Source organism: Bacillus sp. FSL K6-3149 (genome assembly GCF_038630515.1).
GTDB classification, from domain to species: Bacteria; Bacillota; Bacilli; order Bacillales; family Bacillaceae; genus Bacillus; species Bacillus pumilus.
This window is the reverse complement of record NZ_CP152034.1, coordinates 296635-319033: the sequence shown is the minus strand read 5'-3', so window position 1 is coordinate 319033 and position 22399 is coordinate 296635. Positions and strand designations below refer to the sequence as shown.

Annotated in this window: 22 protein-coding genes; 21 read left to right on the top strand and 1 reads right to left on the bottom strand. The window is 44.0% G+C overall.

The features are described from left to right. Positions 1-7: 7 nt before the first annotated feature. Both MHB83_RS01720 and MHB83_RS01715 read left to right on the top strand, forming a co-directional pair. On the top strand, positions 8-913 hold the full coding sequence (locus MHB83_RS01720) for an iron-hydroxamate ABC transporter substrate-binding protein (RefSeq protein WP_342496828.1): 906 nt from the start codon (positions 8-10) through the stop codon (positions 911-913). 139 nt (positions 914-1052) lie between these two features. Then, positions 1053-1277, top strand: a complete 225-nt coding sequence (locus MHB83_RS01715) for a phage holin (protein WP_003212682.1) — start codon at positions 1053-1055, stop codon at positions 1275-1277. 88 nt (positions 1278-1365) lie between these two features. On the opposite strand, the gene MHB83_RS01710 is transcribed toward MHB83_RS01715, so the two are convergent. Beyond that, positions 1366-1836: a helix-turn-helix domain-containing protein gene (locus tag MHB83_RS01710; RefSeq protein WP_050944236.1), complete on the bottom strand. Its 471-nt coding sequence runs from the start codon at positions 1834-1836 to the stop codon at positions 1366-1368. Between the two features lie 251 nt (positions 1837-2087). Here MHB83_RS01710 and MHB83_RS01705 point away from each other — a divergent pair, with 251 nt between their 5' ends. From MHB83_RS01705 to MHB83_RS01615, 19 genes are all read left to right on the top strand, one after another. Continuing rightward, a complete protein-coding gene (locus tag MHB83_RS01705) occupies positions 2088-2819 on the top strand; it encodes a Wzz/FepE/Etk N-terminal domain-containing protein (protein ID WP_003213148.1) in 732 nt (243 codons plus the stop codon). Further along, complete coding sequence (locus MHB83_RS01700) at positions 2809-3492, top strand: CpsD/CapB family tyrosine-protein kinase (protein ID WP_342496576.1); 684 nt, start codon at positions 2809-2811, stop codon at positions 3490-3492. The genes MHB83_RS01705 and MHB83_RS01700 overlap by 11 nt, the downstream gene beginning before the upstream one ends. Positions 3493-3657: 165 nt before the next feature. Then, positions 3658-5532: a nucleoside-diphosphate sugar epimerase/dehydratase gene (locus MHB83_RS01695; protein ID WP_050944234.1), complete on the top strand. Its 1875-nt coding sequence runs from the start codon at positions 3658-3660 to the stop codon at positions 5530-5532. Next, a complete protein-coding gene (locus tag MHB83_RS01690) occupies positions 5498-6637 on the top strand; it encodes a glycosyltransferase family 4 protein (protein WP_253622227.1) in 1140 nt (379 codons plus the stop codon). Before MHB83_RS01695 ends, MHB83_RS01690 begins: the two co-directional genes overlap by 35 nt. A gap of 2 nt (positions 6638-6639) precedes the next feature. After that, entirely contained in the window at positions 6640-7479 is an 840-nt protein-coding gene (locus MHB83_RS01685) for a glycosyltransferase (protein WP_342496575.1), read from the top strand. After that, positions 7472-8602: a glycosyltransferase family 1 protein gene (locus MHB83_RS01680; protein WP_310425655.1), complete on the top strand. Its 1131-nt coding sequence runs from the start codon at positions 7472-7474 to the stop codon at positions 8600-8602. Before MHB83_RS01685 ends, MHB83_RS01680 begins: the two co-directional genes overlap by 8 nt. 14 nt (positions 8603-8616) lie before the next feature. Next, positions 8617-9720 carry an EpsG family protein gene (locus MHB83_RS01675; protein ID WP_003213102.1) on the top strand — a complete coding sequence of 368 codons (1104 nt, stop codon included), beginning with the start codon at positions 8617-8619 and terminating at the stop codon, positions 9718-9720. A 27-nt stretch (positions 9721-9747) separates the two neighbouring features. Next, complete coding sequence (locus MHB83_RS01670; protein WP_342496574.1) at positions 9748-10770, top strand: glycosyltransferase family 2 protein; 1023 nt, start codon at positions 9748-9750, stop codon at positions 10768-10770. 5 nt (positions 10771-10775) lie between these two features. Beyond that, on the top strand, positions 10776-11804 hold the full coding sequence (locus tag MHB83_RS01665) for a polysaccharide pyruvyl transferase family protein (RefSeq protein WP_340901221.1): 1029 nt from the start codon (positions 10776-10778) through the stop codon (positions 11802-11804). Positions 11805-11832: 28 nt separating this feature from the next. After that, positions 11833-13347 carry an MATE family efflux transporter gene (locus MHB83_RS01660; RefSeq protein WP_342496573.1) on the top strand — a complete coding sequence of 505 codons (1515 nt, stop codon included), beginning with the start codon at positions 11833-11835 and terminating at the stop codon, positions 13345-13347. Positions 13348-13367: 20 nt separating this feature from the next. After that, entirely contained in the window at positions 13368-13961 is a 594-nt protein-coding gene (locus MHB83_RS01655; RefSeq protein ID WP_277551681.1) for a sugar transferase, read from the top strand. Beyond that, positions 13924-14610: an acetyltransferase gene (locus MHB83_RS01650; protein ID WP_340866535.1), complete on the top strand. Its 687-nt coding sequence runs from the start codon at positions 13924-13926 to the stop codon at positions 14608-14610. Before MHB83_RS01655 ends, MHB83_RS01650 begins: the two co-directional genes overlap by 38 nt. Then, on the top strand, positions 14610-15788 hold the full coding sequence (locus MHB83_RS01645; protein WP_137054513.1) for an aminotransferase class I/II-fold pyridoxal phosphate-dependent enzyme: 1179 nt from the start codon (positions 14610-14612) through the stop codon (positions 15786-15788). The genes MHB83_RS01650 and MHB83_RS01645 overlap by 1 nt, the downstream gene beginning before the upstream one ends. Positions 15789-15937: 149 nt before the next feature. Further along, complete coding sequence (nikA, locus tag MHB83_RS01640; protein ID WP_050944217.1) at positions 15938-17560, top strand: nickel ABC transporter substrate-binding protein; 1623 nt, start codon at positions 15938-15940, stop codon at positions 17558-17560. Between the two features lie 18 nt (positions 17561-17578). Further along, positions 17579-18523 carry a nickel ABC transporter permease subunit NikB gene (nikB, locus tag MHB83_RS01635; protein WP_342496572.1) on the top strand — a complete coding sequence of 315 codons (945 nt, stop codon included), beginning with the start codon at positions 17579-17581 and terminating at the stop codon, positions 18521-18523. After that, positions 18520-19353, top strand: coding sequence for a nickel ABC transporter permease subunit NikC (gene nikC, locus MHB83_RS01630; protein ID WP_003213255.1), 834 nt, complete (start codon positions 18520-18522; stop codon positions 19351-19353). The genes nikB and nikC overlap by 4 nt, the downstream gene beginning before the upstream one ends. A 4-nt stretch (positions 19354-19357) precedes the next feature. Continuing rightward, positions 19358-20173, top strand: coding sequence for an ABC transporter ATP-binding protein (locus tag MHB83_RS01625; RefSeq protein WP_199852785.1), 816 nt, complete (start codon positions 19358-19360; stop codon positions 20171-20173). 13 nt (positions 20174-20186) lie between these two features. Continuing rightward, on the top strand, positions 20187-21002 hold the full coding sequence (locus MHB83_RS01620; protein WP_327839796.1) for an ATP-binding cassette domain-containing protein: 816 nt from the start codon (positions 20187-20189) through the stop codon (positions 21000-21002). 61 nt (positions 21003-21063) lie between these two features. Next, positions 21064-22389, top strand: coding sequence for an MATE family efflux transporter (locus MHB83_RS01615; protein WP_251190803.1), 1326 nt, complete (start codon positions 21064-21066; stop codon positions 22387-22389). Positions 22390-22399 lie beyond the last annotated feature (10 nt).

Below are 22399 nucleotides of genomic sequence, written 5' to 3'. Positions count from 1 at the left end.
GGAACTCATCATGAAAAAATTACTTGTGCTTGGTTTAACGCTCTGTTTTATTTTGCTTGCCGCTTGTGGTCAACAGGAAACAAAGAATACAACAACTCAAAATGATCATGGAACACCGAAAATTGCTTCCTTGTCTATTCATTTAACGAATGACTTATTAGCTCTCGGTATCAAGCCAGCAGGCTCTGTTGTAGGAGGGGATTTAAAAGATTTTCTTCCACATGCCAAAAAGCAGCTGAGTGGTACGAAGAAGCTGGGCATCGCAGCCGATCCCGATATGGAGTCGCTGCTTGCATTACAACCAGATGTTATTTACGTTGATGAAGAACTAGCTGGACAAGATTTATCGAAATATAAGAAAATCGCCAAAACGGAAGTGTTTGATTTAAATAACGGCACTTGGCGTGATCATTTGAAAAAAATCGGCAAGCTCGTCAATAAAGAGAAAGAAGCCGATCAATATATTCAGGATTACAATCAAGAAGCAAAAGAAGTCAAATCGCTCATCAAACAAAAGATTGGAAACGGAAAAGTAATGGCGATCCGTGTGACGGCAAAGGAGCTTCGAGTATTTAGCATGAAGCGCCCAATGGGTCCAATTTTGTACGAGGATTTAGGCCTCACACCTGTCGATGGGGTGAAGAAACTGGACAGCAAACGGCCATTTGAAGTGATTTCTCAAGAGGTTCTTCCTGACTATGATGCAGATGCTATCTTTGTCGTCGTGAACCGTGACGATAAAGCGCAGCAGGCATTCAAGCAATTAGAAAAGACGCCGATTTGGAAGGGTCTAAAAGCTGTGAAGAACAATAAAGTCTATCCGATTGCCGATCAGCCATGGCTCGATTACTCAGCACTAGGCAATAAAATGGCATTGGATGAAGCGAAAGAGATGTTTTCTACATCAAAATAAGATGAAATCAGGCATCATTCCTTATATAGGCATGATGTCTCTTTTTTTGATCCGGTCTTCTATTCTTTCGGTTTTTGCATACATATGAGAGAGAACGAGCCGTACCGCCCGTGAAGGGGAAGAAAGGGAGGGGTTACAGTTGGAAGTTCAAAAAATTAGTGCAGGTACAATCGCAAGGCTTGTGCTGCTTTTGCTCGCGCTTGTCAACAGTGCGCTAACCGCTGCGGGAAAAAGCCCAATACCTATTGATGAAGAAGGTATTCAGCAATTCATCACGTTAGTCTTTCTTGGAATTACATCTCTCTGGGCCTATTGGAAAAACAATGATATAACGAAAAAAGCACGAACAAAAAAAGCAGAATAAGAGGAAAAAGAGCCTTTTCATGATAAAAGGCTCTTTTTCAGCGAAGCGTCAAACGCCTCTCCCCGCAATTTGACTCTTCCTGAAAGGCTTACGCCCGTCGTTCTCCCATGTTGGCGAGGAATGCTTTTACTTCCTCAATGCTTAAGCCGATAGCTTTCGCCTCACTCATCAGACGCTTCCACTCTGTTATATTCGAATCCGTCAACTTTCTATGAGTGACATGTAACGTCTTTTCTTCCTGCTCCTTTCGGTACGTTTGGAGCAGCTGATAGAGTTCTTCTTTTGGCATGCCGGATTGGACGGCATTGACGATATGCTCCCGCCATTCGTGTTCACCACTCTCAGACTCATGAAACATCAACGTCTCTGCATCAAATAGCTCTTGTAAATCAATCTCTAGCGAAGAGGATACCTTTTTTAAAAACTGGACAGATGGATTTCTGTGGACACCACGCTCTATCTTACTCAAATACGATTTAGAAACATGGGCATCTTCAGCCAGCTGCTGAATAGAGTATCCCTTCCTCTTTCGGTAAATGCGTATCACCTTTCCTATCATTCGATCATCCCTTCTTCCTGGCGAATCGTACTGCGACCTTTTCGTTCATTATAAGAAATAAATTGTTCTTTATAAAATTCAAAAACGTAAGAATTAGGAAGTAAACAAAAGAAAACGAACGATTTCGTTCTTTAAAAAGAACTATAAGACCTATTATGACATTTTTCTTTGCGGGTATTATCTTTTATAATCCAATCATTAACAAAAAGAAACCATATATAACCTTTTTATGATGAAATCGGGAGGTATCTATGAATGAGAATATAGGTTTTAAGCAGCTGTTTTCTGTCATTAAAGAGAAAATGGCCCTTCTGATCCTGATTGTCCTGATCGTAACGGGCATTTCAGCCTACTATCAGTTCTATGTCTCGACTCCTGTATATCAGGCAACCACTCAAATTCTTGTTCATAAACGCAGCAATGACGCACAAGCGAACTTAAACGATATTCAGATGAACCTTCAATATACACGTACCTTTCAAGTTTTATTAAAAAGTCCGATCGTCATTGAAAAAGTAAAAGAAACACTCAATCTCACAGAATCAGCTGAAGGATTAAAACACAAAATTGCCACAAGTACAGAAAATGAGTCTGAGGTCATCAATATTTCTGTGCAAGATGAGGATCGCGCAAAGGCAGTTGCCATCGCGAATACTGCAACAGAGGTGCTGCAAGAAGAAATCAAAAAAACCATGAATATGGATCGCATTAATGTTTTGTCTGAAGCCAAGCTGTCCAATACGATTCTCATGAATTCAAGAAAATTCGTTCATATCGTACTGGCACTAGGCGCCTCTTTATTAGGGGGGGTAACACTCATTTTCTTAATGAACCTACTCGATGATACTGTAAAACGAACACATCAAATAAGAGAAGAGATCGGATTGCCGTCGCTCGGCAGCGTCTATCAGATGCAGGCAGACAGGAGGGCAAAAAAAGACAAGCAGTCCGTCATAACGGGAGGACAGAACATTGATCTTTAAGAGAAAGAAAAGAGAAAAGAGAGATTTATCCTGTATTTCTGTATTAGATCCTCACTCTGTCATAGCAGAACAATTTCGTACGATCCGAACGAACATCGAATTCACATCAATCCAAACAAGGCTGAAATCCATATTGGTGACATCCTCCTTGCCGAAGGAAGGGAAATCATTTACGGCTGCAAATCTAGCAGCTGTTTTTGCACAGCAGAAAAAGCGGGTGCTGCTAATGGATGCTGATTTGCGAAAGCCGGCTGTTCATGAATATTTTGACCTGAGTCATCACACGGGCTTGACCAATGTGCTATTAAATAATTGCAGCTTGGAGGAAGCTATTTTACCCACACCTATTGAACATTTAGAGCTGCTTCCGAGCGGAACCATTCCGCCGAATCCAGCTGAGCTGCTCTCCTCTTCTGTCATGAAGCAGCTGTTTTATGAAATTGAACAGCAATATGACATGGTGATTGTTGATTCTTCGCCGCTTCTGCCAGTAGCCGATGCAAAGATCCTGGCGAACCGGACAGATGGAAGCATTCTTGTTGTCTTAAGCGGCAAAACCAAGATAGCTGCGGTCAAGAAATCAAAAGAAGTGTTAGACGAGACAACAGGTAAACTGCTTGGGGCTATGCTAAATGGCAAGAAAGAGAAAAAGGGAAGGCTGTATATGTATTAACAAGATTGATAGGTGATGTCTCCTAATCTTTAACAATGGAGGCACTCGATCCTGCTGTGGGCATGACCAATGCCTTAGATGCTCGTCATCAATAGTGGGATGTGAGGACGGGTTTGATGCCCATTTTACGTAAGAATAGTGATGTTTTAAAAAGGGGGAGGAGCGTTGACTTACGCCCAAAGATTATCAATCATCGTGGCACTAGATTCATATCTCATCTTAGTGGCTGTCTTTTTTGGTTTTCAATTTGTCCAAGAAGCGGCGTTAACTGTTTATACATTTGAAATGCTCGTCATTTCTTCGCTCAGTCTGCTCATTGGGCACCATTTGTTTTCGTATATTTTTCACGTGTACAAGCAAGTATGGGCTTATACAGGGGTAAGAGAGCTATTTTCTTTAATGAAGACCTTTGTATGTTCTTTTTTATTTTCAATGGCAATACTGTACCTTTTCGTGCAGACATGGCCCTTCCGTTTTTTATTCATCGTGTGGCTTTTTCACGTATTATTCATCGGTGCATCTCGAATGGCGTCCCGGCTATTACATGATGGGGCAAAGCGGCTGCAGGTAGAAAAGGAGCGGGCCTTAATCATTGGCGCCGGATCAGCTGGAACCATCATCGTTCGTCAGCTTCAGCAATCGAGTGATGTACATATTGAGCCAGTCGCCTTCATAGATGATGACAAGACGAAGCATAGGCTTGAAATCATGGGACTGCCTGTTCTAGGTGGAAAAGAACAGATTCAAACAGCTGTTGTGATGATGGATATTCAAAAGATCATCATCGCCATTCCGTCCAAAAGCAGCCATACGTTAAAAGGACTGTATAAGGAATGCGTAGCGACTGGGATCAAGACACAGATCATGCCGGAGATGGAGCAGATTTTAAAAGGAACCCATGCGCTGAATCAATTACGAGATGTACAGCCAGAGGATTTATTAGGTAGAGAACCGATTCAATTAGATTCGAGCCGTCTATCTGTCCATTTAAAGGGGAAAACCATCATGGTCACAGGGGCAGGCGGATCGATTGGGTCAGAAATCTGTCGTCAAATTTGTGTGTTTGCTCCTCAAGCGATTGTGCTTGTGGGACATGGAGAATTTAGCATTCATTCTATTTTACTAGAGCTGAAAGAAATCTATGGGGACACCATCAGTCTCTATCCGCAAATTGCGGATATCCAAGATAAACAGAAAATGAGTGAAATCGTTGGTCAGTTTCAGCCGGATATGATTTATCATGCTGCGGCACATAAGCACGTCCCGCTCATGGAGATCAGTCCAAAAGAAGCAGTGAAAAACAATATTATCGGGACAAAAAATGTCGCAGAAGCTGCACATGAGCATGGCATTGAAACATTCGTCCTCATTTCCTCTGACAAAGCGGTCAATCCTGCCAATGTGATGGGCGCCACAAAGCGATTTGCTGAAATGCTGATCATGCAAATGGGGGCAAGCAGTGACACAAAATTTGTCGCGGTTCGGTTTGGAAATGTACTCGGAAGCAGGGGAAGCGTCATTCCAATTTTTAAGAAACAGATTGAACAAGGCGGGCCGGTCACGGTCACACACCCAGCCATGACAAGATATTTTATGACCATTCCAGAAGCATCGAGACTTGTCATTCAGGCGGGTGCCTTGGCAGAAGGAAGACAGATTTTTGTATTAGATATGGGGGAGCCAGTGAAAATTGTTGACCTCGCAGAAAACCTCATTCACCTCTCAGGCTACACCACAGACCAGATTCCGATTACGTTCACAGGCATTCGCCCTGGGGAGAAAATGTATGAGGAACTACTCAACCAGCATGAAAAAGCACAGGAACAAATTTTCCCGAAAATTCATATCGGCCATGCGCTGGATGGGGATCCATATGTGCTGAACCGCTTTATCCATGAATTTGACATGATGAGTGAAGAGCAAATGAGAGAAGCATTGTTTGCTGCCATCGAATCGCATGATTTGTTGTCTGAACAGATGACAAGAGAGGGGGAAGCACTTGCTGATGAAGAAAAAAATCTTGTTTTGCGCAACGGTTGACTATCATTTTAAGGCATTTCACCTTCCGTATTTCCGGTGGTTTCAAGAACAAGGATGGGAAGTGCATACAGCGGCAAATGGTCAGCTGGAGCTTCCCTATGTGGATCAAGCGCACTCGATTCCGATTCAGCGATCTCCTTTTCATGTGCACAACCGGTTTGCGTATGTGGAGCTGAAGAAGCTGTTAGCGAAAGAGCACTACGACTTTATCCATTGCCACACACCAATGGGAAGTGTGATTGGCAGACTAGCAGCCAAAAGCACGCGCAAAAAAGGGACGAAGGTTCTTTACACAGCACATGGCTTTCACTTTTGGCAAGGAGCACCGCTTCAAAACTGGCTGCTCTATTATCCGATTGAGCGATGGCTCGCCCGCCATACAGACGCTCTGATCACCATTAATGGAGAGGATTTTAAAAGAGCAGATCGTCTATCAAAAGAGTGGGCATCTGTTTATTACGTTCCTGGTATGGGTGTGGATATGAAACGATTTGCACCAGTTAATGCAAAAGAGAAGCAGCGTCTTCGTGCAGTCCATGGCTTTTCTTCAGAAGATTTTATTGTGCTGTGCGCTGGCGAATTAAATGCGAATAAAAACCAAGGGATGCTCATCAAAGCATGTGCCCAGCTATATAGGAAAATACCAAACGTGAAGATCGTGTTTGCCGGTGAAGGGGCAATGAGGCCGATGTATGAAAAGCTGGTTCACGAACTCCATCTTGAAAAGCATGTCCACTTTGCTGGTTTTTGCAAACAAATTGAGGAATGGATGCATTTGAGTGATGTATGTGTGTCGACTAGTTTGAGAGAAGGGCTCGGCATGAATCTGCTTGAAGCGATGTCTGCGGAAAAGCCGGTCATTGCAACAGAGAATAGAGGACACTGTGAGTTGATCAGACATGGCGTGAATGGTTTTTTAGTCAAACCGCATGATGTGAATGACTTGGCTGAATATTTGCACCAGCTTTATCACAGAAGAGATCAGCTGCCCCTCATGGGAAAAGCGGGGCGCTCCTTAGCCCATGCATTTGCACAGGAGCAGACGGTGAGTGCTATGGAAGAAATTTATACAACCTTTATGGATCAAGCAGAGAAGGTGATGTGAGCATGCATAAGCCAAAGGTGTCTATCATCATGGGCGTCTACAATTGCCAAGACACAGTAGAAGAAAGTATTGAATCCATTCTTCATCAAACATATGACAACTGGGAGTTCATCATATGTGATGACGCATCAACAGACGGCACCTATGAAACAGTGCTGTCCTATACAAAACGAGAACCTGAAAGAATTCGCCTTATCCGCAATGAGCATAATCAAAGGCTCGCTGCCAGTCTGAATCGCTGTCTAGCTGAAGCGAGGGGAGACTTGATTGCAAGGCAGGATGGCGACGATATATCAGTACTTGATCGTTTAGAAAAACAGGTGCATTTCCTTGAATCACATCCTGAATATGATGTGGTCGGGACGGCGATGACCGTGTTTGATGAATCGGGTACAAAAGGGGTACGTGCACTGATTTCAGAGCCTGATCGAAAAGTGCTGGCAAGAGGGACGCCTTTTTGTCATGGAACCATTATGATGAGGGCTGCTGCGTACAAGGCTTTAAATGGATATCGCTCTGTGAAAACAACGAGGCGGATGGAAGATATTGATCTGTGGATCCGTTTTTTTGCTACGGGGAGAAAAGGCTTTAATTTACAAGAGCCGTTATACCTTGTGAGAGAGGATGAAGCGGCTTTTCAGCGTCGTAAGTTTCAATATTCGATAGACAATGCTTGGCTCGTTTTGAAAGCATGCTGGTTATTAAAATTGTCGCCGGTTCATTATTTGTTTGCGCTAAAGCCGGTGGTCCGCGCCTGTTTATCACCGAAGATCATGAAATTTTATCACCAGCGGAAGCTGGAGGCGTCTTTGTTGAAAAGGAGGACGATTCGGGATGAGTGAGCCAAAGCGTGTACTTCATATTGTGGGCGGGATGAACCGCGGCGGAGCTGAAACGATGATCATGAACATCTATCGTGCACTTGATAGAAATGTCCTCCAATTTGACTTTATTACCCACCGGAAGGATGTCTGTGATTATGATGAGGAAATTCAGAGGCTCGGAGGACGTATCTTTTACGTCCCGAGTATTGGGGCATCCTCTCCTTTGGCATTTGTCAGAACATTGACAAAGACGATCAAACGAACAGGACCGTATCAAGCAGTGCATGCACATACAGATTTTCAAACAGGCTTCTCTGCCCTTGCTGCGAAATTGGCGGGTGTAAAGGTGCGGATTTGTCATTCGCATAATACAGCTTGGAAACAGTCGCCAAATTGGGTAGACCATATGATGCTCAAAGGGTTTCGCCGGCTGATTTTTGCATTTTCTACAAAGCTTGTTGCATGCGGTGAGGATGCCGGTTCCTTTTTATTTGGGCAGAAGAAAATGAAGAATGGACAGGTTGAGGTGCTGCCGAATGGGATCGATTTATCCCTTTTCTTTCAGCCTGATCCAGAAGAAAAGGTGAAGATCAAAAAGCAGCTTGGTCTTCAGGAAAAGAGTATGGTGATAGGTCATATTGGCCGTTTTCATGAACAAAAAAATCACGTTTTTTTTATGGAATTGGCACAGACCTTAAAGAAGCAGGGGGTCTCATTTCAGCTCGTCCTTGTAGGGGATGGACCGCTGAGGCAGGTGGTTGAATCATATGCGGAAAAGGCCGGTTTGTTAGACAACATTGTCTTTACAGGTGTTGTATCGGACGTTCCAGACTATATGAAAGCATTTGATGTATTTGTGATGCCTTCCTTGTTTGAAGGCCTTCCACTCGTTTTAGTGGAAGCACAGGCATCTGGATTGCCTTGTGTGATTTCAGATCATATTACAGAGGAAGTAGATTTAGGCTGCGGTCTTGTGAAAAGAATGTCGCTTCGGGATTCCGCGCATGAATGGATGAAGGCGGTGCTTGAAGCGTATCATGCAGAGCCTCCTCTTCAAGAGACCATTACGTACCAGCTTGAACAAAGAGGATTTGATGTCAAACAGAACATCACACGTGTGATGAAAGGATATGGACTGTAAGGAAGGAATGGCAGATGGCGGTATATTTGGTGAACATGATCATGGTCTATTTATGGTCGAGCTTTGCCGCATTTTACGGCAGGCGTGATGATACCATTCAAAGCGGATGGCGGCCTAACAAGATTCTCGTGTTATTTCCGTTTTTGTTTCTTTGTATTGTCGCTGGTATTCGGTACAAAGTAGGAACCGATTTTGTCACATATGGACAGATGTATGAGTTCTCCATCAATTATGAAAAGCCTTGGCACATATTCGGATTTGGTGTGGACAAGGCGGCCACTGACCCAGGATTTACGTTTATTTTATGGATGCTCAATCAACTGTCCCATGATCCGCAAATCATGTATATCTCGGTTGGGGCGATCACTTATTTTTTTATCATCAAGACGCTCATTCAATATGGTCGTCCCTTTGAGCTGAGTATGCTGCTTTTTCTCGGCACCTTTCATTATTACGCTTCGTTTAATGGCATGCGTCAGTATATGGTGGCGGCGGTTCTTTTTTATGCCATCCGTCTTGTGATCAATGGTCAGTGGAAATTGTATTTTCCGCTCGTCCTCGTATGTTCATTGTTTCATTCATCGGCTCTCATCATGATTCCTGTATATTTTATCGTGAGAACAAAATCGTGGTCTTGGATGATGCTGGTCTTATGCATGATTTTCTTAGGGTTAACCGCTCTTTATGACCGCTTTATTTCCGTGTTTGTCGTAATGCTGCAAGGCAGTTCATATGGGCATTACGAGGAATGGCTCACAACGAATACAAATGGAATGAATGTGACAAAAATCGGTGTATTGATTTTGCCGCTTTTGCTTGCGTTCTTTTATCGAAAACGGCTTCGTGAGCTGACGCCTGAGAGTGATTACGTTGTGAACTTTTGTTTGCTCGGTTTCTTGTTTGGCATCCTTGCCACCAAGGATGTCATTTATGCAAGATTTCATATTTATTTTGGCTTGTATCAGCTTATTTTACTGCCGTATTTCACACGTATTTTTGATCAGCGGTCTAATGTTTTTATCTATGTAGGGATTGCTGTTTGCTATATTCTGTACAGCATCATGCTGATGCCGTTCGATTCATCTGTGTTACCGTACAGGACGATATTTACAAAGTAGATTTTGAGAAAGGTGGGGCATGTTGTAATGCCAGCTATCAGTCTATTGGTCGCAGTCTACAATACGAGTCAGTATGTGGAGCAATGCCTTCAATCAATTGCAGATCAAAGTTTTTCAGATATAGAGGTTATTCTCGTGAATGATGGATCTACAGATCACAGCGGAGAATATCTTGAAGCATTTGCTGCACAAGATCAGCGGTTTCGGGTCATTCATCAAACCAATCAAGGGTTAGGCGCTGTGAGAAACCGGGGCATCGAAGAAGCAAAGGGCACGTATATTGCCTTTATTGATTCAGATGATATTCTCGCGCCTCATTACTGCGAAGCCTTGTATGAAAAAGCTGAAATGACCGGCGCAGATTTAGTCATCAGTGAGTACTGGATTCAATTTGAACAGTCAAAGCGAACCATACCAACGACGCTGTTAGCCGAGCGGTCGGCGGAAAAAACGATTTTAATTGAAGCGTTATTGCACGGAGACATGACGGGGTTTTCATGGAATAAGCTGTATCGGCGTGCCTTTATCGAAGAACACGACATTCGATTTCCGCTGCGGGGAGAACTTGAGAACATAGAAGATCAATATGTGACGCTGCGCTGTTTTTCTTTATCACGCAGCATTGCCTTTGTTCATGAACCTCTTTATTACTACCGTGTTCATCTATCTTCTATTGTGCAGCGATATCAAAAGCAGTATTTTCATCATGGACTAACCTTTTATCATGCACAGCGCTTGTTTTTGACAGAATATGATGACATCTCTCTGTATGAGAAGGCACTTGATTTTTTTATTGTCAATCACACTCTTCATTGTATGCTCAACGAATGGAAGAGCCAAAATGCACTCTCTCTTCGGGAAAAGCTTGATCATATGCGGGAAATGGTGACACACGAGGCTTTTCAGCATGCCGTCAAACAAGTGGAGCCATCGAAGCTCACCGCGCGAAAGCGAATGATTTTATTCCTTGCGAAGTGCCGGCTGGTCTATCCGCTTTCTGCCGCCGCTTCTAGCTATCAAAAATGGATCGAATATCAAACAAGGAAATAGGGGTGATGAGATTGACATTGCAGCAATTGAAGGCGCACGCCGCAGAGTGGCTGCTCTTAAAGGTTAAATATCCGCTTGAATATCGACTGAGCCGCCAAAGCCTGCCAGAGCGGAGTCATCAGAAGAAAATCATTCTCACGCTGCTGCCAGGACATGATAATTTAGGGGATCATGCGATTGCCTATGCGAGTTATTGTTTTTTAAAAGAGCACTTTCCCGCCTATGACATCATGGAAGTGGACATGAAAGAGATCTATCGCCTCGCCCGTCCGTTAAAGCGTATGCGGCACCCGGAAGACATCGTCTGTATCATCGGTGGGGGCAATATGGGGGACTTATACCGTTATGAAGAATGGACGAGACAATTTATCATGAAAACCTTCAAGTCCTATCCGGTGATTCAACTGCCGGCCACTGCCCATTTTACAGAAACAAAGAGAGGAAAAAGAGAGGAACGCCGCGCTATTCAAACATACAAACACCATCCGAGGCTGCTTCTCATGGCAAGAGATCAAACAACCTACACTTGGATGAAGCAGCACTTCCCTGATCAAGATGTGTGGAAACAGCCTGATATGGTGCTGACATTAGATGAATCAACCAAGGAACAAAAACGTGAAGGGGTTTTACTTTGTTTGCGAGAGGATAAGGAAGCGTACCTCACCGAAAAGGAGCGGCGGCAGCTAAAGCAGCATGTTCAAGAGACGTATGATCAAGTCGGTTTGATCACAACGACAATTGGCAAACGAGTGGATCGAACGACTCGCTTAGATGAATTATCTGCCTTATGGACAGAGTTAAGTAAGGCGCAGGTCGTCGTGACAGACCGGCTTCACGGCATGATTTTTTGTGCGATTACGCAAACACCGTGTGTTGTCCTCAGGTCGTTTGATCATAAGGTGATGGAAGGGTATGAATGGGTGGCTCATCTTCCGTTTTTGACGCTATTGAAAGAACCGAATGGGGCGTCTGTGAAAGAGGCGATTCATCAGCTGATGAAAACGAGCGGACAAAAGGGAGAGGAAGCTGGATGAAGGCTTTTACACGCTGCGTGAAATCAAAATGAATCGAGCGTTTCTTTACAATGCCAGTGCAAACATCATGACGTTTGTCTTGATGATGCTTATGTCTGTTTGTTTAACACCGTACATCGTTCATACACTTGGAGTCGAAGCATTCGGCTTAATCCATCTGACGCAAAATATGATCAACTATTTATCGGTTATTACGGCGTCATTAAGTGCTGTGGTGGTGCGCTTTTTTTCTGTGGCGGCTCATAAAGGGGAAATGGAGAAGGCGCAGCGCTATCTCTCATCTTATTTCGTCAGTTCCATTTTTTTATCGATTAGCCTTTTTCTGTTTTGTCTATTCATGTCCCGCCAGCTGGTAGAGTGGCTTCATGTGCCTATTTATCTCGCAAAAGACACACAGACCGCCTTTATATTAGGGGGTCTTTTATTTATGCTCAATTTTGTCATGTCCGGCATTGGGGCTGCGCCGTTTTATGCGAATAAGTTATATGTATCAAGTATTGGTCAGGCCATTCAAATGTTTTTGAGGGCACTGATGATTGTGCTGCTGTTTACATGGACGGCACCAGCCATCTGGCATATTCCACTTGCGGCTGTGATAGGAAGCTTGGCGGCTATGGGAATGGGTATCTATTATTTTAAAAAGCTTATTCCTTGGTTTTCGTTTAAGTGGCGGCACGTTTCACTATCTTCTAGTCTCACACTTGTTCGATCAGGGGTCTGGCATTCTTTTGAGCAAATGGGGATTTTACTATTTTTACAGATTGATTTATTGATGACCAATCTGCTCATTGGAGCGGAAGCGACGGGACAGTATGCGGCGATATTACAATTTCCATTATTATTACGCACACTCGCAGGGACATTGGCGGTTGTGTTTGCCCCAACGATTACGAAATTTTACTCGAATCAAGATGAAGACGGTCTCATCCAATATGCAGCCAGTGCCATTAAGTGGAGCGGATTATTTGTCGCGTTTCCGGCCGCTCTGCTAGGAGGACTTGCCGGTCCGCTCATGCTTTTATGGCTTGGACCTGCCTTTGAAGAGCTGAAATGGCTTCTCATGATTCATGCTGCTTATTTATGCTTGACCTTGATGTTTTTACCGCTGACATATGTGCCGACCGCTTTTAATCGATTGAAGGTTCCAGCGGTGGTCACGCTCATATTAGGTGTATCCAATGTGCTTTTTGCCTATGGATTGACTCATACGCTTCAGCTTGGTTTATACGGCATTGCATCAGCGGGAGCGATTGTTTTATTGATCAAAAATATCGTGTTTCTGCCATTTTATACGGCCCGCATCACGAATCAGAAACGCACCATCTTTTACAAACATACGATGGTTCCACTTGCAGGAGCGCTCATGGTTTGGGGCGTCTGTGCAGGAATTCAAGCGATTTATGACGTGACGTCCTGGTGGGAGCTGTTTTGTATTGGCGGTCTATGTTTCTTTCTCTATATGGGCTACTTGTATCAATTTGCAGGAACAAAACGAGAGCGGCAGCAGCTGGTGCACAAGGTAAAACAAGCTGTTTCCCGCTAGTGAGATAAGGAGATTTCATGATGAAAAGAATGTTAGATGTGATGGTGGCATTGACGCTGCTCATCGCAGGCAGTCTTCTTTTTCCTCTGCTTTATGGACTGATTCGGTGGAAAATTGGGACGCCTGTGTTGTTTCGGCAGAAGCGGCCTGGTCTGTATGGCCGGCCATTTATGCTATATAAATTTCGGACGATGACCGATGAACGTGACGAGCAAGGGGTGCTCCTGCCAGATCATCTACGATTAACTAAAACGGGCGCATTGATTCGCAAGCTCAGTCTTGATGAATTGCCGCAGCTAGTCAATGTCCTAAAAGGAGAGCTCAGTCTCGTTGGACCAAGGCCGCTTCTGATGGAGTATTTGCCGATGTATACAGAGGAGCAAGCAAGGCGCCATCTTGTCAAGCCTGGCATTACTGGATGGGCACAGGTGAATGGAAGGAACACGATCTCCTGGGAGGAGAAATTCACCTATGACCTCTGGTACGTCGAGCATCAATCATTTTGGCTTGATATGAAAATTTTATGGATGACCTTGCTGAAAGTCATCAAAACAGAGGGGGTGCAGCAGCCGCATCATGCCACAGCTGAAAAATTCAAAGGAACTGATATGTAAAGAGCAACCGATTGGTTTAATTGGGGATGGCGGGCATAGCAAAGTCATTCAAGAAATGATTGCTGCCCATCCCAATTACTCATTATGTGCCGTATTAGATGATCAATTTGAAGAGACGACGACTCAAAGCAGTATCTTGTATGGACCGATCTCCATGAGTCAACAGCTGAGAGAGACAATGCCACATATGAAATGGCTGATTGCGATCGGACAAAATGAGAGCAGACAGTTAGTAAAGGAACGCCTCTCCTTTGAAAACACGGCATTTGCCACACTCATCCATCCACAGGCGGTCGTAAGTCCATCAGCAGTCATTGGAAGAGGAGCTGTCGTTATGGCAAGGGCAGTAGTTCAAGCAGATGCAGCAATCGGTGAACATGCGATTATCAACACAGGATCTATCGTAGAGCATGACTGTATACTGGAATCGTTTGTCCATCTGTCACCGGGAGCAGTGTTAACTGGCTGTGTGTCTGTACGAATGGGTACACATATTGGAGCAGGTGCTGTTGTGATACCCGGGACATCGATCGGAAGCTGGACACTCATTGGCGCAGGAGCCGCAGTAACAAGAGATATACACGATCAGAAAGTCGCTGTAGGCATTCCTGCAATAGAAATCAAAGATCGGCGAGAGGGTGGGAAATGATGCAAGAAAGGAAACGAATTTACTTATCACCACCGCATATGAGCGGAAAAGAGTATTTGAAAATAGAGGAAGCCTTCAAGAGCAACTGGATTGCACCGCTTGGACCTCTTGTGAATGAATTTGAGCAGGCAGTTGCGCGCTATGCAGGAGTGGATGCAGGAGCGGCTTTATCTTCTGGAACAGCAGCAATTCACCTCGCCTTAAAGCTTATTGGCGTTCAAAAAGGGGACATTGTCTTTTGTTCCACCCTCACATTTGTTGCAACTGCAAATCCGATTTTATATGAACAAGCGACACCCGTTTTTATTGATTCTGAAAGGGATACATGGAATATGTGCCCGATTGCTTTAGAAAAGGCATTTGTGGAATCAAAACGACTTGGAAAAAGACCCCGTGCTGTCATTGTCGTGCATTTATATGGACAAAGCGCAAAAATGGACGAGATTCTGGCGTTGTGTGAAGCATATGATGTACCAGTCATTGAGGATGCGGCTGAATCGTTAGGCTCTCTATATAAAGGAAAAAAAAGCGGCTCAATGGGCAGGTTCGGTGTCTATTCGTTTAATGGAAATAAAATCATTACAACATCAGGCGGCGGAATGCTTGTGAGTGATGATGAAGCTGCGATCGAACGCTGCCGCTTTCTCGCTTCACAGGCTAGAGAACGCGCGATGCATTATGAGCATCAAGAGATAGGATACAACTATCGCATGAGCAACCTGCTAGCAGGCGTCGGGATTGCTCAGATGGAAATATTGGACGAGCGTGTTGAACAAAAGCGCCGCATTTTCAGGCGTTATCAGGAGGCGTTATCTAAAGTAGAGGGTCTTTATTTCATGCCTGAATATCAAGACACCAAGTCCAACCGCTGGCTGACGACATTGACTATTGATCGCGATAAAAATACCTCTCCAGTGGACATTATTGCTGCACTAGAAGAAGAACAGATTGAAGCAAGACGTGTATGGAAACCGCTGCACGAGCAGCCGCTCTTTCGTGATTGTCCCTTTTATTCAGCGGCGAAAGGCACTCCCGTATCTGAATTGTTATTTGAAACAGGGCTTTGTCTCCCCTCTGGAACAAGTATGACAGACGCTGAACAGGATCGTATCATTGACACACTTCGTCATGCCCTGCGAGAAAAAAACTTCACCTCTTCACAGGCTGCTCACTTGTAAGCAGCCTGCCTCTCTTTTTATCAAATTCATCAACTAATGGAATAATTAGGATTTTTTGTTGTCATATCGTTTTAAATATGTTATTGACAACGGGGTTGTTCCTCCTTAAAATGAAAATGATTATCAGCATCAATTAGGAGGAACATCTTATGTCTATTTGGAGCCAATTTTTTCCGAAAATTAAAATAAATACTGTGTTTACATTTTTACTTATCTTTTTATTAGTAGGCTGCTCTCAAGCAAACAATGGAGCAGATGGAAACAAGGATCATCCTGACATGATCACGATGGCTTGGCCGAGAGATATTGGCGAAATGAATCCGCACGTATACAACCCATCACAATTGTTCGCGCAATCAATGATTTATGAGCCATTGGTCAGCTATCAAAAGAATGGAAAGCTAAAACCTGAATTAGCGAAATCATGGGATGTGTCAAAGGATGGAAAGGTGTACACGTTCCATTTAAGAGACAAAGTGACATTTTCAGATGGATCTGAGTTTAATGCAAACATTGTGAAAAAGAACTTTGATTCCATCTTAAAAAACAAGGATATACATAGCTGGTTAGGTGTGATAAAAAAAATCAAAAAGACAGAAGCAGTAGACAAGAAAACGTTTAAACTCACATTAACAGAGCCATATTATCCAACTGTTCAAGAATTAGCCGTTGTCCGCCCAGTTCGTTTCTTAGGCGAAGCAGGCTTCCCTAAAAACGGAGATACGTCAAAAGGAATTGAAAAACCAGTGGGGACAGGCCCTTGGGTATTAAAAACATATCAAAAAGATGACTATGCCATTTTCGAACGAAATGATCATTATTGGGGAGAAAAACCAAAGGTCAAAGAAATCAAAGTCAAGGTCATCCCAGATGCGGAAACGAGAGTCATGGCATTTGAAAAAGGTGATGTAGACGTCCTTTACGGAGAAGGAACCATTAGCCTTGATGCCTACAAACAGCTAGAGGCGAGCGGTAAGTACGAAACGAAAATGTCAGAGCCAGTTGCAACGAGACAGCTTGTCATGAACACAAAAGTGGATCAGCTGTCAGATGAGAAAGTGCGCCATGCCCTTCAATATGCTATGAATAAGAAATCAATGGTCGAAGGTGTCACCTCTGGCTTAGAGGATGAAGCAGATCACATATTGCCGACCAACATGCCTTACACTTCTGATATTAAGGTGAAGTCGTTCCAATATGATGTAGACAAAGCGAAAGCATTGCTGGATGAAGCAGGCTGGACACTACCAAAAGGAAAAACCGTTCGTGAAAAAGATGGAAAAACGCTTGAATTTAGTATGATGTATGATTCAGCAGAATCGATTCAAAAAGCGATGGCTGAGACGCTTCAAGCAGAATGGGGTGCCATTGGCGTTGGTGTCAAACTTGAAGGTGTGGAGCTGGCAACACAGGTGCAGCGCTTTAAAGCTAATAAGTTTGATATGAACTTCTTTAGCAACTACGGAGCGCCATATGATCCGCATACATTTATGAACGTCGTCTCATCAGATGGTTTTGGATTCAAAGAAGCCATTTCAGCCTATCCAAATAAGGACAAGCTGATCAAAGAAATGAGCGAAATTCCATCAACAACCAATGAAAACAAACGAAAAGCACTTTATTCGTCTGTCTTATCTTCATTACAGGATCAAGGGGCAATTGTGCCAATCTCTTATTTTAAAAAGACAGCCGTTTATCAAAAAAATGTGAAGGACTTTGAGTTCCCAGCAAATCGCGACGAACATCCATTCACAGGTATTAAGCTGAAGTAATAGAAGGAAGGTTAGGAAATGGGCCGCTATATCGTCAAACGCATGCTATCAATCATCCCTGTATTTTTATTAGCCACTCTTTTCACGACTGGTATGATTCACCTTTCGCCAGTCGACCCGGCTGAGGCATATTTAGCAGCGGCTCATATCCAGCCAACGGATGAAATATTAGCGCAAAAACGAAGTGAATTTGGTTTAGACCAACCGTTTTATATGCAGTATCTTCACACCATTGAAAAAGTCATTCATCTTGATTTTGGCAAGTCATATATGTCCAACCAGCCTGTGCTCAATGAGGTGATCTATAGAATACCAGCGACGATTCAATTGGCGCTGACTAGTCTACTGATTGCAATTTGTGTCAGCATTCCACTCGGTTTTTTCAGCGGCATGAGGAAAAATGGCATCGTTGATCATGTGAGCCGGCTCATTTCTTTCTTAGGAGCATCTATCCCGACATTTGTCTTGGGGTATTTGCTCATCTTCTTTTTTTCGGTGAAGCTCGATCTTCTACCGGTTGAAGGGGTGGGAACATGGGAGCATCTCATTCTGCCGTCGGTCACACTGGCAGTCCCTTTAATTGCAATGTATACAAGGCTATTACGATCAAGTGTGGGTGAGGCGCTTCAAGAGCCGTTTGTTCAATATGCGAGAATCAGAGGATTAAAGGAACGGTCGATCATGTTCAAGCATGTATTGAGAATCGCGATATCGCCAATGCTGACAGGGCTTGGGGTGAATCTTGGCAAGCTGCTGACAGGAACCATTATCGTAGAGGCAGTTTTTTCATGGCCAGGGTTTGGACGCTTCTTTATTGAAGCGATCTTTAACCGGGATCTGCCGGTCATTCAATTCTATGTCCTCATGGCAGCATGTATCTTTATCTTGAGCAGCTTGATTGTGGACTTACTTCAGCTGATCATTGACCCCCGTATTTCCAGAAAGGAAGGCCGCCAGTCATGATGACAAAAGGAAAATATCTCTTCTCTCATCAAAAGCTGATCTCGATCTGCGTGGTGCTCCTTGGTCTATTGCTGATTGTGACAATATGTGCGCCGTGGATCGCTCCACATGATCCGGCGGCTGTCAATCTAGCGATGAAGCTAAAGGGGTCTTCGTGGGAGTATCCTCTTGGGACAGATCAATTAGGCCGATGCAATTTATCTCGAATTTTATATGGTGCACGTGTTTCACTAGGCTGTGCGTTATTAATCTTTCTCTCTTCTTTATTGATTGGGTTAATCGTTGGTTTGTTGTCAGGTTACAAAGGTGGCTGGATCGATCACGTCTTAATGAGAATCTGCGACGGGATCATGGCATTCCCGAACCTGGTGCTGATCCTCGGATTAGTCGGCATCTTCGGTCCTGGACTTTCTCAAGTAGTGCTTGCCTTGATGCTTGTGCAGTGGGTATACTATGCTCGCGTCTTCCGAGGAATGGTGCTGAGTTTAAAAGAACAGAACTTTATTGCCGCTGCGAAAATCAGCGGGACATCCCACTGGAACATCATGAGAAAGCATATGATTCCAAATGTCCTGCCGCCACTCGCGGTCATTGGCACACTTGAAATGGGCTGGGCGATTATGGACATTTCTGCGATGTCCTTTCTCGGATTAGGCGTTCAGCCTCCTATGCCTGAATGGGGAGCGATGATCCATGAAGGGAAATCGTATATTCAAACAAATCCTCAGTTGATGCTGTATCCAGGTCTTGTCATCATGGCTGTCGTCGTCCTCTTTAATTTACTAGGAGAAGCCCTTTCAGAGAAATATGGTATCAAACGCCGTGTGTAAAGGAATGATCAATGTGCAAGAGTCCATTTTACAAATAGAGAACCTGCATGTGCAGACGAAAACGCCTTATGGAACAACCTCTCTTATTCAGGACGTATCGTTTGAAGTAGGGCGAGGTCAAATCGTTGGATTAATAGGTGAGAGCGGCTGCGGGAAAACGGTGACAAGTATGTCGATCTTACATATGCTTGACCGAAAAACAACCGATGTCACTGGTAGCATCACACTTCAAGGACGAGAATTGATCGGTCTGAGTGAAAGGGATATGCGTTCTATTCGGGGCAAGGACATCTCATATATCATGCAAAATCCAATGAACAGCTTTACGCCAGTATGGACGATCGGTCATCAGCTGATTGAAACCATCCGCCGGCATACCGCTGTCAGTAAAAGGCAGGCAAAAGCGAAGGCAGTCGATGCGTTAGCGCAGATGAATCTGCCGCAGCCAGACAAGCTGTTAAACAAGTATCCCTTTGAACTAAGCGGCGGCATGCTGCAGCGTGTCATGATTGCCATGGCTGCCTGTATGCACCCGCCTCTCCTCATAGCAGATGAACCAACAACTGCTTTAGATGTACACACGCAGAAGCTGGTGCTGGAGCATCTGAACCAAATTCGTCATGACTATGGAACTGCCATCTTGCTCATTACTCACGATCTTGGCGTCATTGCAGAAATGGCAGATCAGGTTGTTGTCATGAGACAGGGAGAAATGGTTGAAAAAGCAGAAGTGCTTGAGCTTTTTGAAAACCCCAAGCATGATTATACAAAGAAACTATTAGCAGCTCGTCCATCCATCCCAGCTGTTTGCCCGATTTGAGGTGAGAAGGTCCTTGCATTTATTAGAAGTGAAAGCAGTTAGTCATTCATACAACAGCCGGTCGTTTCTGATGAGAAGAAAAGGCGCAGATCAAGTCTTAAACGGCGTCAATTTAATCATTGAAGAAGGCACGTGCGTCGGATTGCTGGGGCAAAGCGGTGCAGGGAAAAGCACGCTAGGCCGTATCATACTTGGTCTAGAGAAGCCAAAAGCCGGTCAGGTCCTTTTTGAAGGGCAGGATATATATTGTGCAGATCAAAGAACACGCAAACATTATCGCCGGCATGTGCAAGCGGTGTTTCAAGATTCGTACTCGGCGGTAAATCCAAGGTGGACAGTCGAACAAATTTTATCCGAGCCGTTTGAAAACTATGAAACCATGAGCCGAAAAGAACGCAAAAGCGTGCTGATCCATTGGCTGGAAAGAGTCGGGCTCAGTGAAAAGGACTTGTCTAAATATCCGCATCAATTCAGCGGCGGCCAGCTGCAAAGAATCAACATTGCAAGAGCCTTATTGCTGCAGCCAAAGCTCGTCGTACTGGATGAATCCGTCAGCAGCTTAGACATGGTCACACAGGGTGTCATTTTAGATTTATTAGTAGAATTAAAGAAGGAACTAGGTGTCGCTTACTTATTTATTACGCATGATATGACGGCAGCCTATCACTTAAGTGATCAATTGGCGATATTAGATCAAGGTGAACTTGTTGCTCAATTTCGATCAAAGGATGATTTCTTTTCATCAGAAGAGAAAGCGGTGCAAAAGATGAGAGATGCAATGCTCGCAGACCATCCTTTGTCTCGAACAATTGGCAGACCGGTTCGATAAATCTTCATTTCATCAATGCCTCTTTTAGAGAGGCTATTTTTCATGAAAGGCAGGTGGCATCGTGAACCATCGAGCGTATTTAGCTTTAGCCATTCCTTTAACCATCTCAACGATGACCACTCCATTACTTGGAGCTGTTGATACAGCAGTTGTCGGTCAGCTTGCCAATCCCGCTTATATTGGAGGCGTCGCAGTTGGCAGTCTCATTTTCAGTACACTCTATTGGCTCTTTGGTTTTTTGCGGGTGAGTACATCTGCTTTTGCCGCTCAAGCAAACGGGGCGCAAAGTGAAGAGCAGGGTGTACTTGCTTTTCTGAGACCCTTTTTAATCGCCATCATTGTTGGCCTTTGTTTTATTGCCCTGCAATGGCCCATTATTCAATCTGCTTTTCTAGTGATCTCTCCCTCTGCGGATGTTCGGCAATTTGCAGCAGATTATTTTCATATTCGGATTTGGGGTGCGCCGTTTACCTTGATGAATTATGTGATATTAGGCTGGCTGATGGGAATGGCAAAAATGAAAGAAGCCCTCTCTTTACAAATCTTGATCAATGTCATGAATATGGTCCTTGCCCTTCTGCTTGTTCATGTGTTTTCGTTTGCAGTCAAAGGGGTGGCGGCTGCGACATTGATATCTGAATTAACCGCCTTTGTATTAGGCGCATGGATCATCATGAAGCATTCAAAAAACGGGTTCCAAATGCCTTCTATTAAGAAAATCATGGATACACAGGCAGTGCAGAAAATGTTTCATGTGAATAAAGATTTGTTTATTCGGACGATTTGTCTCCTTGTCGTGATTAACATGTTTACAGCAAAAGGTGCTTCTTTTGGAACAGAAATGCTTGCGGCCAATGCCATCTTATTTCAAATTCACTACATCATGGCTTATTTGTTCGATGGTTTTGCCAATGCATCCAGCATCCTTGTGGGCAGATCAGTTGGTGCAAATGACCGCACCCTTTATGAGAGAACCTTAACCCTTTCAAGGCAGTGGGCACTTGTCATGGCATGCGTCATTGCGTCGGTTTATTTCCTCTTAAAAGAGCCGATCTTGGGCTTGTTTACAAATCTTCCCCGGCTTCTTGATGTGACATTAGGCTATGCAGACTGGCTCGTTCTCTATCCGTTTGCCGCTTGTTTCGGTTTGGTCATATACGGCGTATTTACAGGTGCGACAGAAATTGCCCCTGTCAGAAATTCGATGCTGTTTGCGATGATCTTGTTTATCGTTGTTCAAGCAGCAGTTACGCCTATTTGGCACAATCACGGATTATGGTTTGCTTTTATCATCTATACTGTAGGACGTTCTGGCTTTTTGATGATGTACAAATCAAGGCTGGATCGGAAGCTTTTTGCAAATGAAAAACACCCTTTGCCATCGTGACAAAGGGTGT

What these genes read in the sequence shown, in the direction of transcription:
- MHB83_RS01710 (WP_050944236.1), bottom strand. Translation starts at nt 1,836, where the DNA reads ATGATAGGAAAGGTGATACGCATTTACCGAAAGAGGAAGGGATACTCT.
- MHB83_RS01705 (WP_003213148.1), top strand. Translation starts at nt 2,088, where the DNA reads ATGAATGAGAATATAGGTTTTAAGCAGCTGTTTTCTGTCATTAAAGAG.
- MHB83_RS01690 (WP_253622227.1), top strand. Translation starts at nt 5,498, where the DNA reads ATGAAGAAAAAAATCTTGTTTTGCGCAACGGTTGACTATCATTTTAAG.
- MHB83_RS01685 (WP_342496575.1), top strand. Translation starts at nt 6,640, where the DNA reads ATGCATAAGCCAAAGGTGTCTATCATCATGGGCGTCTACAATTGCCAA.
- MHB83_RS01680 (WP_310425655.1), top strand. Translation starts at nt 7,472, where the DNA reads ATGAGTGAGCCAAAGCGTGTACTTCATATTGTGGGCGGGATGAACCGC.
- MHB83_RS01675 (WP_003213102.1), top strand. Translation starts at nt 8,617, where the DNA reads ATGGCGGTATATTTGGTGAACATGATCATGGTCTATTTATGGTCGAGC.
- MHB83_RS01670 (WP_342496574.1), top strand. Translation starts at nt 9,748, where the DNA reads ATGCCAGCTATCAGTCTATTGGTCGCAGTCTACAATACGAGTCAGTAT.
- MHB83_RS01665 (WP_340901221.1), top strand. Translation starts at nt 10,776, where the DNA reads ATGAGATTGACATTGCAGCAATTGAAGGCGCACGCCGCAGAGTGGCTG.
- MHB83_RS01660 (WP_342496573.1), top strand. Translation starts at nt 11,833, where the DNA reads ATGAATCGAGCGTTTCTTTACAATGCCAGTGCAAACATCATGACGTTT.
- MHB83_RS01655 (WP_277551681.1), top strand. Translation starts at nt 13,368, where the DNA reads ATGAAAAGAATGTTAGATGTGATGGTGGCATTGACGCTGCTCATCGCA.
- MHB83_RS01650 (WP_340866535.1), top strand. Translation starts at nt 13,924, where the DNA reads ATGCCACAGCTGAAAAATTCAAAGGAACTGATATGTAAAGAGCAACCG.
- MHB83_RS01645 (WP_137054513.1), top strand. Translation starts at nt 14,610, where the DNA reads ATGCAAGAAAGGAAACGAATTTACTTATCACCACCGCATATGAGCGGA.
- nikA (WP_050944217.1), top strand. Translation starts at nt 15,938, where the DNA reads ATGTCTATTTGGAGCCAATTTTTTCCGAAAATTAAAATAAATACTGTG.
- nikB (WP_342496572.1), top strand. Translation starts at nt 17,579, where the DNA reads ATGGGCCGCTATATCGTCAAACGCATGCTATCAATCATCCCTGTATTT.
- nikC (WP_003213255.1), top strand. Translation starts at nt 18,520, where the DNA reads ATGATGACAAAAGGAAAATATCTCTTCTCTCATCAAAAGCTGATCTCG.
- MHB83_RS01625 (WP_199852785.1), top strand. Translation starts at nt 19,358, where the DNA reads ATGATCAATGTGCAAGAGTCCATTTTACAAATAGAGAACCTGCATGTG.